The organism is Spirosoma harenae (genome assembly GCF_054776975.1).
The window spans coordinates 646,219-656,397 of sequence record NZ_BAAHBD010000010.1 but is presented as its reverse complement, the minus strand read 5'-3'; the positions used below and the strand labels follow the sequence as shown (position 1 = coordinate 656,397).

Genomic DNA, 10,179 nt, shown 5'->3' with positions numbered 1-10,179 from the left:
GCCACAGGCAGGAGCCCAACAAAGCGGTCTGCAGAAACCTGTAGAGCGATGCTTTCATGAAGATTAGGTTGGTTTGAAAAAATAAGTAAACGCATCAATATTAGGTTAGTTAAATTATATTTCAAAAAGAAATCGTAATAAAAATAAGATGTTTACGTATCTGTGAAATGTTATATTATGTGAAAAATATAATATTATATATATGTATAGTTCTGATTGTCAAATCATTGATTTTAATTTAGTTTAAGTTGTTATTGGTTTATTTATATATATTTTTAACATCGTTATGTTTGATATGATAAATAGAGTGTAATTTAGATTAGGTATTTCTGCTGTTACTTTTGTAACGATATGCATACGAATTATTACTTTCTGAGGCAACTTGCCCCCGTTCTTAAATCTTATTTACTAGGTGTTTTTACCCCATTTTCTCAAGAGAGCAATCCTTCTGCGACCCCTCTTCGGTTGATGGAATGTTTTAGTCAGGACCGGGATGAAGTCGTACTGGTTTTTGCCCAAGCAAGAGGCAAGAGTAATTACTATAAGCCCTTCTATATCAAAGCAACGCTTCGCCCTGATTTCTCAGGTTTATTGTTTCCAGACCGTGTGCAGCGTGCTCGAGCAAACAGCATTGATTTATTTGAAACGGTAGTAGGAGAAATTGGCCAGGAAAAGGCGGTTGTTAATGTCCGGTCGTTTTTAAATGAGCGTTGTCTGGCTATTGTGTTAGAGGAAAATTCAGCTTTGGTATTCAAGTTTTTTGGTAACCGGCCTAATCTGCTCGCTTTTCAGAATGACCAGGTAATTGACTTATTTAATCGCCAGTTGGTTAGTGACAATGACTTGATTTTCTCATTACTTGATCGTCCAATCGATCAATCGTATGAAGCGTTTGAAAAGGCAAATTATGATTATCGAAAGCTGTTCCCAACCTTTGGGAAATTGGTAAATAGCTGGATTGATGAGCAAGTGGTAAAGAGTGAAGTAGAGCTAGGAGACATTCATGAACACATTTGGGCTATTACTCAAGAGGTACTTATACAACTGGAAAAACCGCATTTCTACTTAACCCGATTTAATCATAAGCCAGCATTGAGTTTATTGCCATATGGGGAAATCAAGCGTGAATTTGACGATCCTATTGAAGCTGCGAATCGTTTCTATCTGGCCTATAATGGGCTAACCATGTTCGAAAATGAGAAAGCTAATCTCATTCGACTTCTTGAAAAACGACAAAAACATGCCGAAGCTCAATTGGATGCAACACTGCAACGAATGATTGCACAGGAGGAAGGCATTAGTCATGAGCAAATGGGCCATATCCTGATGGCAAACCTGCATGATATTCCTTCAATACCTGGTGCCAAATCGCCTGAACGGTTAACTCTATACGATTTTTATCGCGACCAACCTGTTACGCTTAAACTTAAGCCTGATTTAACTCCGCAGAAAAACGCTGAAAATTTCTACCGTAAGGCAAAGAATAGAAAACTGGAAGAACAGCACTTTGCTGATCTGGCAACTGCTCGTGAATCGGATTTACGTAAGATCAATCAGCAAAAAAATGATTTGGCTGGTATTGAGACCTTAAAAGACTTGAGACGTTATGTCAAACAACATAATTTGTATGGTAATCAGCCAGAAAAAGCGGGCGTTGGGCAGGAACTGGATACGCTCTTCAAGCAAGTCATCTTAGATACCTTTCGCATCCTGATTGGTCGAAATGCTAAGAATAATGATTTACTGACCCAAAAATACGCGTACAAAGATGACCTGTGGCTGCATGCCCGTGATGTTGCCGGGTCGCATGTGATTGTGAAATACCAGGCAGGAAAAACTTTTCCAAAACATGTTATTGAGCGAGCTGCTGAGTTAGCCGCCTGGTATTCAAAACGGAAGTCTGATAGCCTGTGTCCAGTAACAGTAACGCAAAAAAAGTTTGTTCGTAAACCAAAAGGTCTTGCTGAAGGGCAAGTGATCGTTGAAAAAGAAGACGTAGTGATGGTTGTTCCAAGAGGAGAGTAAGTGTATGATATAAGCTATATAATCAATATATACCATACATCCTATATCATACATGTCCCGGCTTACTTCGCTCGGATTGCGATGACGGGATCAAGGCGGGAGGCTGAGAAGGCCGGAATAATCCCTGATAAAATGCCAATGACACTTGAAACGCCTAAGCCTAATGCGATATTACCGGGCGTTAACTGAAGATCGAGGCTGCCTAAATTCACGAACGAAAGTAAGTAAACCAGAAAAATACCGGCGAGTCCACCGACCAGACTTAGCAATACGGCCTCGAACAGAAATTGAAATAGGATAAAATAATTTTTAGCACCGAGCGATTTCTGGATGCCAATGATATTTATCCGCTCTTTCACACTGACAAACATGATGTTGGCAATACCAAAGCCACCAATTAGAATAGAAAAACCGCCAATTATCCAACCCGCCAGGGTCAGTACCGAGAAGACTCCGCTAATTGCTTTAGCTGCTGCTTCTGGGCGATTTATGGCAAAATTGTCTTCCTGCGCGGGACGCAATCCCCGTCGGGTACGTAATAAGCCTCGAATTTCACTTTCCAGTTCAAGTAGGCCCTGATCAGACTCATATCCTTTAATGGCCAACGTAATATTCGGATTGATCGAGTGAAACATCTTGGCGAAAGCTCCGTACGGAATCAGACATTTGATGTCAGGATTACCACCAACATTCATAATGCTTTCCCCTTTTCTACGCTGTACGCCAATTACCGTGAAATTTAACCCCTTTATTTTAAAGGACTTACCAACCGGATATTGTCCGGGGAATAGGTTTTCGGCTATATCGGAGCCAATAATGACAACGTTTCGGGCAACATCGACTTCCTGACGAGTGAAATAACGACCTTGTTCAATTGGCACTTCTGAGATCTTATTGTAATCCAGAGTTGTTCCCTGAATCAGGGACGTCATGCTATTATTGCCGTTTTTAATGGTCACCCGACCCTTGAAAGCCATTGCCACAACGGCTTGAGCTGTTTCAAGTCGCTCACTCAGAAAACGATACTCATTATAGGTTGGGACAGGGCGTTGAAAATATTTCCACCATTGATAATCTCCGCCAAAAGACCAGGGCCATTTCTCTACATACACGACTTTATCCCCAATGAATGATAAGCTGTCTTTGATATTTCGTTCCAGCGAATCGACCAGGGTGAATACGGCTATAATGGCGAAAATACCAACCGTTACCCCTAACAACGAAAGTGTAGTACGCAATAGATTAGAGCGTAAAGCCTGCCACGAGAACCGGAAACTTTCAAAAGTCTGACGTAGAAATCGCATCTAGTTCGTAAAGTGTAATGTGAAGCTTGCTGGTTACACTCTTCAACGAATGAAGGTAGGCTGTCAGGTATTTTTCTCCAAATCATTTCGGACAAGCATAAACTTCTGGAGGATAAGTGGTTGATTGACGTATCGGTCGTATGGAGTTATTTTTGTAGTTTACCGATTGATTTCTGACAAACCTGAAGACACCTATGAACCACCGGCTTACTTACTATTCTCTTCCGATATTCTTTGCTGTTGGATTGGCAGCCTGTAAAACGCAGTCGTCATCAACAACAGCCAGTACGAGCGTAAACCAAAGTCAGGGCGTTTACCAATACCGTGATGAAGACCCAACCGTAAAACCCTTTTTCTCGGATCGCGTTGGCGTAATCGGACGAAATGGAATGGTCGCTTCGGCTCACCCTGAAGCCTCGCAAGTTGGACTGAATATCCTGAAAGCGGGTGGAAATGCGGTCGATGCGGCTGTGGCTGTTCAGTTTGCCCTGGCGGTCGTTTATCCGGGAGCTGGTAATATTGGAGGAGGAGGTTTCATGGTATACCGGGATAATGCTGGTAAAGCCTATACGCTTGATTTTCGAGAAAAAGCACCCGGACAAGCTACACAGAATATGTATCTCGACTCACTGGGTAATGTCAGACAGGGATTAAGTATTAGTGGACATCTGGCGAGTGGCGTTCCAGGATCGGTTGATGGGATGGCCGAAGCGCATAAACGATTCGGGAAGTTGACCTGGGCGCAAGTATTACAGCCCGCTATCGATCTGGCGGAGAAAGGCTTTGCCCTTACAGAACGCGATGCGCTGGGATTGAATCGGATCAAAAAAGATCTGAATACAATCAATCCCGGAAAACCATACTTCCTGAAAAGTACCGTTTCGACAGATACAACTACCTGGCATAAAGGTGAATTGCTGGTACAAACCGATTTAGCGAAAACGCTCCAACGGATTCAATCGCAGGGACGGGCGGGTTTTTATGAAGGCGAAACGGCTCGTTTGCTCACCGAAGAAATGGTGCGTGGAAAAGGGCTGATTACGGAAGAAGATCTGAAAAATTACCACTCAGCCTGGCGGGAGCCGATTCAGGCAAAATATAAAGAATACAACGTCATTACGATGCCCCCAACCTCTAGTGGTGGAGTGGCCTTACTGCAAATGATGCGGCTGACAGAACAGTATCCCCTGCGCAAATGGGGCTGGAATCGAGATAGTACTGTGCAGGTTATGATTGAAGCCGAACGACGCGTTTATGCCGATCGGGCCAAATTTCTCGGGGATCCTGATTTTGTGAAAGTTCCTGTATCACAGCTTATTAACCCTGACTATCTCAAAACACGCTGGACGGATTTTTCGTGGGCCAAAGCTACTGATAGCCGAAATGTGAAAGGCGGATCAATTCCAGGCTATGAGAGTTTAGAAACAACTCATTTTTCAATTGTCGATAAAGATGGCAATGCGGTCAGTATTACCACGACCCTAAATGGCGGCTATGGCAGTCGGGTCGTAATTGGCGGAGCGGGGTTTTTTATGAATAACGAAATGGACGATTTCAGTATCAAACCCGGTACGCCAAATATGTACGGTTTGGTTGGTAATCAAGCCAACGCCATTGCTCCGAACAAACGGATGCTATCGTCTATGACACCAACTATTCTGGAAAAAGATGGTAAACTGTTTATGGTAGTCGGTACACCCGGCGGCTCGACCATTATGACTTCCGTTTACCAAACTATCCTGAACGTAATTGAGCATGGCATGACAATGCAACAGGCCGTCAATGCGCTTAAATTCCATCACCAGTGGCTACCAGATAAAACTACATTTGAGAATGGCGCTTTCTCGGAGCCAACAATTCAGGCATTACAAGGTCGGGGATATATTTTAGAAAAACTGACGAACACATTAGGTCGTATGGATTGCGTGCTGATTCGCCCAGACGGTTCTTACGAAGGCGCGTCGGACCCCAGGGCGGATAATACGGCGCGGGGTTATTGATCTTTGTCCTTTCGATGCGGGAGAAAAGTCAAGCTTGACTACCAAGCAACGTTGAGATTTTTCCTGCATCGAAAGGACAAAACGCCATAACAGACTCAAGAGTAAAATGATAGCTATTCGTAAGGCAATACCAGACGATCAGGACGCTATATGGCATATTATTCAAAAGGTAATTTCAACCGGCGATACGTATTGCTTTGCCCCGGATTCGTCGAAAGAAACGATGCTGAAATTTTGGTGTGGCAATGATAAGCACACGTACGTGGCCACAGTAGATGGAAAAGTAGCCGCAACGTTCTTTTTAAAAGATAACCAGCCAGGTCTTGGTTCGCATATCGCGAATGCTGGCTATATGGTTTCTTCTGCTTATGAGGGACAACGCATTGGACGCTTAATGGGCGACTTTTCGATTCAGGAGGCAAAAAAATTGGGCTATCGGGCTATGCAGTTTAATATCGTTGTAAAAAGCAATGAACGAGCCGTTAAGCTTTGGCAAAAACTTGGATTTGCCATCATTGGCGAGATTCCGGAAGCCTTTAATCACCTACAGAATGGCTATACAAATGCCTATATCATGTATCGGAAGCTATAATTGCGACGGAATTTTACCAAAAGAAAGTTGCCTCAATCACTTTTTGCTGACAAACCGATTACCTTTTATGTAATATCGATAAGGCAAATCAACACCCTGTGTCAATCCAATTCGGGTAGTTGTTACCATGTCGAAATCGTGAAGGACGGGCCCTCGAATGTAAATAGCCCCCGTTATAAGGGAAGCGAAATTATCGCGCTCCCGACTGATTCCCATCGCAATCGTGAGCTTGCCAGGTCCATTCGCCAAATTACGCTGTCCTTCGGTGGTTGTCGCGTCAATTGTGTTGTTTCGATAGCGAGCAAAGCCGATGGTAAATGCCTCGTTTCGGCGAAGACCCATTAAATCAATACCCTCTGTAGGTTCCAGCGCCCGAATCAGCACCGCTTCGCCAACGTTTTCCGGGCTGGTTACAACGTTGATGCAGTTGTAGTGGTTGTAAATCTGGTATACGTAAAGTGTCCCGGCTGGGCCGAACATAGCCGCATTTCTGGGCGTCTGTCGGCGGTAAGCGTGGCAAGCCGGATCGTCAGTTAGATAGCCTTCCGTTTCAACAATAATGCCTGCTGTTGTACCTTCCTCCGACTCATGAACCAGTTCACAACCCAGTAGAAGCTGGGCAAGCGTCAGCGTGTCGTGTGACTGGAAAAAATCAAGCGTAAGCCTGGACATGGCTAAATGACATTCATGGTTTGCTCTTTGATCTTTTCCAGTTCATCTTTCATCTGCACAACGAGCCGCTGAATGGCTGCATCGTTGGCTTTAGAACCAATCGTATTGATCTCTCGGCCTATTTCCTGAGAAATGAAATTCAATTTTTTTCCATTCGCTTCTTCACTCGCCAGCACTTCCAGAAAGTAGTTCAGGTGACTTTTAAGCCGCACTTTCTCTTCCGAAATGTCAAATTTCTCGACGTAATATACCAGCTCCTGTTCAAACCGATTTTGATCGAACGTTTCGCTATCCAATAACTCTTTAACCGAGTTGCGCATGCGTTCCCGAACGGCTGGAATTCGCCGAACGTCCTGCTCCTCAACGTCCGCCAAGCGGTCGGTAATAATCTGAATATACTCCTGAAATTTTCCTTCCAGAACAGCTCCATCCTGTTTACGAAAGGCATCACAACGGCGTAAGGCTTCCAGCACGGCGGCTTGTATTGTTAACCAGTCTGATGCATCGGCGGCCGGATCGGGCGATTCGCTGAGGTAGGCATTAGGTTGTTGAAGCGCTAATTGAAGAACATCGCTGTCGGGAATGCTCATAAGCATGGTGTTGGCGGTTTCTTTCAAATCGCTAACATACGCTAACACTAAGGGCCGATTGATCGTTACGCCTGGGCGAATGACGTTGGTACGAGCGAGGTTCAGTGAAAGTTCTACTTTGCCACGCTCCAATTGTTGGGTTAACAAAGCACGTAATTCAATTTCTTTATCTGAAAATTGCCGTGGAATTCGGCAATAAATATCTAAAAACTTAGAGTTCAGGGTTTTAATTTCAGCTGTTACAGACAATCCTCCAGCTTCCACTGTTGCATTGCCGAAGCCAGTCATTGATTTAAGCATCTATTGAAGAGTTATAAGGTTGTAAAGTTATAGAGTTATAGGGTTGTAAAGTTGTAGGGTTTTTCCGGCATTAGCCAACTCTACAACTTTACAACCCTATAACTTTATAACTCATTTTAAGGCTCCGGCTTCCAGTTCTAAGTATTCTTTCCGATGCCGAGCTACGTCGATAGCGGTGTAAATAGCCTGGAGCATTGAGGTTTCATCGGCAATATTTTTTCCGGCAATGTCATAAGCCGTGCCATGATCGGGCGATGTACGGACGGCAGGCATTCCGGCTGTAAAATTGACGCCTTCCTCAAACGCAATAGATTTGAATGGAATCAGACCCTGATCGTGATACATCGCCAGCACAGCATCAAATTTCTTGTAAGCTCGGGTAGCAAAGAAACCATCTGCGGGGTATGGCCCAAAAACCAATTCACCCTTGTTCAGTAAATCAGTTAAAAGCGGTTTAATAATTTCCTGTTCTTCGTTGCCCAGCAAACCTTCTTCACCTGCGTGCGGGTTTAAGCCTAGCACAGCGATTCGTGGTTTTTCAATACCGAAATCCTGCTTTAGCGAATGCATCATTAGTTTTAATTTCTGAGCAATGCGTTCGCGCGTTACGTTTTGCCGAACCCGGCCAAGTGGGATATGCCCTGTTACGACACCAACGCGTAATGGCCCCCCCACCATAAACATCAGATTATCCTGAACACCAAATTCCTGAGCCAGATATTCGGTATGCCCCGGAAATTTAAATTCTTCAGACTGAATATTGTATTTATTGATCGGAGCGGTTACCAGTGCATCGAGTTTTCCAGCCTTTAGGTCATCTACTGCGCGTTGTAGGCAGACAAACGCAGCCTGGCCTGCTTCAGGCGTTACCTGACCTGGCTGAATTTCCTGATTCTGATCAGGCCAGCAGGTAATGACATTCGTGAGCTTGTGACTGATCTGACCGATTGTTTGAGCCCCATTCAGATTCCAGTCTTTGAAATTGAGCAGGTTACGATAGCGATTCAGAATCCGCATGGAGCCATAAATAACGGGCGTACAGATTTTCTGCAACCGATTATATTGTAAGGCTTTCAGAATGACTTCCGGGCCAACTCCATTATAATCGCCAAGCGAAATACCAATTACTAATCGGTCTTCACGACCTGCATATTCTGCCAATGGATGATTATGGCCGCTTAAGTCCTGAATACTAGCTTCGCCCATCATGGGTTCGGCACCAGAAGGACGAGGCATACCCGGATTACGGTCTTTATCAGGTCGATTCCCATTATCTCGCTGACGAGCCTCATTCGGTTGTTGCCCATTGTTGGGTGGCCGGTTATCACGCTGATTTTTCTGGCGTTGCTCGTCATTTCGGCCGTTTAACTGTCGATTATCGCGCTGATTTTGAGCTGGTTTGAACGATCTTTCAGGTCGATTGGCCGGGTCTGAACCGTTAGTACCTCCATTCCGGTTATCCCGAAAGGGAACACCCTGACGATTATTGGTTGGCTGATTCGTAGGCCGTTGTTCAGCGGATGGCTGGGGTTGATTATTTGTTGGCCGTCCGTCAGGCTTAGGGCCACCTGATGGGTTGGTTCGGGATTGATTCGGTTCGTTAGGTTGGCGTTGTTCCATGTACTTTTCGTAGTTTCGCCAAGATTTTAATAGTGAAATGTGTAGAATGAAAACCGATTTTTCAGTTTTTACACGTCATTCTACATTGATATTGCTGCAAGTTACAAAAACCCCCGGATGTTCCAGAATCAACGCTCTATTCTGATAGCCGACGAGATGCACCCGTCGCTTTTTGCCATGCTTGATGAAGCTGGCTTTCATTACAGTTACCAACCAAAGATTAGTCGGACTGACTTAATAACCGCTCTCACACCTTTTGAAGGCCTTATTATCCGAAGTAAAACCACGGTCGATGAAGAATTGTTGAGCCAGGCACCGAACCTGCAATTTATTGGTCGGGCCGGTGCTGGGCTGGATTTGATTGATCTCGATTTGATTGAACAGCGCGGAATTGCCGTTTTTCATGCAGGCAAAGGCAACCGCGATGCCGTAGCAGAACATACAGTAGGTATGCTACTAGCTCTACTGGCAAATATTCTGAAAGCTGACCGTGAAGTGCGACAGGGAATTTGGGATCGGGAAGGTAATCGCGGGTATGAACTGGATAGTATGACCGTTGGCCTGATTGGTTACGGCAATAATGGGCGGGCAACGGCACAACGGCTCAGCGGTTTTGGTTGTCGGGTGTTAGCCCACGATAAATTCCTGACAAATTACGGTGATGAGTTTGCCCAGGAAGCCTCCCAGGAGCAAATTATGGCTGAAGCTGATGTACTAAGTTTACACATTCCCCTGACCGACGATACGCGTAAGTTGATTAATGATCAGTTTATCGAGCAGTTTACAAAACCGTTCTATCTGATTAACATTGCCAGGGGAGAAATTGTATCCTTGGCCGCTGTTATGAATGGGTTGGAAAGTGGGAAACTTCGCGGGGCCTGTTTAGATGTTCTGGAAAATGAAAAATTAGCGAAACTCACGCCTGACCAGCAAACGGCCTTCGATTATCTTCGTCAATCCGATCGAGTTGTACTAACCCCTCACGTCGCTGGCTGGACTCACGAAAGCTACGTTCGAATCAACGAGGTTTTGGTGAAGCAACTAGTCGATGGTCAATAGTCACCAATGTCAGAAAC

The 10,179-nt window shown here is 44.7% G+C and carries 8 protein-coding genes; 4 read left to right on the top strand and 4 right to left on the bottom strand.

Annotation, left to right across the window (positions count from 1 at the left end; genetic code table 11):
• Nucleotides 1-351: 351 nt before the first annotated feature.
• Nucleotides 352-2,025 (top strand): NFACT RNA binding domain-containing protein, encoded by a 1,674-nt coding sequence (locus ACYVE4_RS16695; RefSeq protein WP_461041305.1) that lies wholly within the window; start codon nucleotides 352-354, stop codon nucleotides 2,023-2,025.
• 62 nt (nucleotides 2,026-2,087) lie between these two features.
• Here ACYVE4_RS16695 and ACYVE4_RS16690 read toward each other — a convergent pair whose 3' ends face one another.
• Nucleotides 2,088-3,329: an ABC transporter permease gene (locus tag ACYVE4_RS16690; RefSeq protein WP_461041304.1), complete on the bottom strand. Its 1,242-nt coding sequence runs from the start codon at nucleotides 3,327-3,329 to the stop codon at nucleotides 2,088-2,090.
• A 194-nt stretch (nucleotides 3,330-3,523) separates the two neighbouring features.
• Here ACYVE4_RS16690 and ggt point away from each other — a divergent pair, with 194 nt between their 5' ends.
• A complete protein-coding gene (gene ggt / locus ACYVE4_RS16685; protein ID WP_461041303.1) occupies nucleotides 3,524-5,329 on the top strand; it encodes a gamma-glutamyltransferase in 1,806 nt (601 codons plus the stop codon).
• 106 nt (nucleotides 5,330-5,435) lie between these two features.
• A complete protein-coding gene (locus ACYVE4_RS16680; protein WP_461041302.1) occupies nucleotides 5,436-5,921 on the top strand; it encodes a GNAT family N-acetyltransferase in 486 nt (161 codons plus the stop codon).
• Nucleotides 5,922-5,957: 36 nt separating this feature from the next.
• Here ACYVE4_RS16680 and ACYVE4_RS16675 read toward each other — a convergent pair whose 3' ends face one another.
• The 3 genes from ACYVE4_RS16675 to pdxA form a co-directional block, all read right to left on the bottom strand.
• Nucleotides 5,958-6,593, bottom strand: coding sequence for a DNA-3-methyladenine glycosylase (locus tag ACYVE4_RS16675; protein WP_461041301.1), 636 nt, complete (start codon nucleotides 6,591-6,593; stop codon nucleotides 5,958-5,960).
• Nucleotides 6,594-6,595: 2 nt separating this feature from the next.
• Complete coding sequence (locus tag ACYVE4_RS16670) at nucleotides 6,596-7,483, bottom strand: YicC/YloC family endoribonuclease (protein WP_461041300.1); 888 nt, start codon at nucleotides 7,481-7,483, stop codon at nucleotides 6,596-6,598.
• A 111-nt stretch (nucleotides 7,484-7,594) separates the two neighbouring features.
• A complete protein-coding gene (gene pdxA, locus ACYVE4_RS16665; protein WP_461041299.1) occupies nucleotides 7,595-9,103 on the bottom strand; it encodes a 4-hydroxythreonine-4-phosphate dehydrogenase PdxA in 1,509 nt (502 codons plus the stop codon).
• Between the two features lie 117 nt (nucleotides 9,104-9,220).
• Between pdxA and ACYVE4_RS16660 the strand changes: the two genes are divergently transcribed.
• Nucleotides 9,221-10,162 (top strand): 2-hydroxyacid dehydrogenase, encoded by a 942-nt coding sequence (locus ACYVE4_RS16660; protein WP_461041298.1) that lies wholly within the window; start codon nucleotides 9,221-9,223, stop codon nucleotides 10,160-10,162.
• Nucleotides 10,163-10,179: the final 17 nt, after the last annotated feature.

Excerpts from the sequence above, each read along its gene's own strand:
- ACYVE4_RS16695 (WP_461041305.1), top strand. The coding sequence starts at position 352 with ATGCATACGAATTATTACTTTCTGAGGCAACTTGCCCCCGTTCTTAAA.
- ACYVE4_RS16690 (WP_461041304.1), bottom strand. The coding sequence starts at position 3,329 with ATGCGATTTCTACGTCAGACTTTTGAAAGTTTCCGGTTCTCGTGGCAG.
- ggt (WP_461041303.1), top strand. The coding sequence starts at position 3,524 with ATGAACCACCGGCTTACTTACTATTCTCTTCCGATATTCTTTGCTGTT.
- ACYVE4_RS16680 (WP_461041302.1), top strand. The coding sequence starts at position 5,436 with ATGATAGCTATTCGTAAGGCAATACCAGACGATCAGGACGCTATATGG.
- ACYVE4_RS16675 (WP_461041301.1), bottom strand. The coding sequence starts at position 6,593 with ATGTCCAGGCTTACGCTTGATTTTTTCCAGTCACACGACACGCTGACG.
- ACYVE4_RS16670 (WP_461041300.1), bottom strand. The coding sequence starts at position 7,483 with ATGCTTAAATCAATGACTGGCTTCGGCAATGCAACAGTGGAAGCTGGA.
- pdxA (WP_461041299.1), bottom strand. The coding sequence starts at position 9,103 with ATGGAACAACGCCAACCTAACGAACCGAATCAATCCCGAACCAACCCA.
- ACYVE4_RS16660 (WP_461041298.1), top strand. The coding sequence starts at position 9,221 with ATGTTCCAGAATCAACGCTCTATTCTGATAGCCGACGAGATGCACCCG.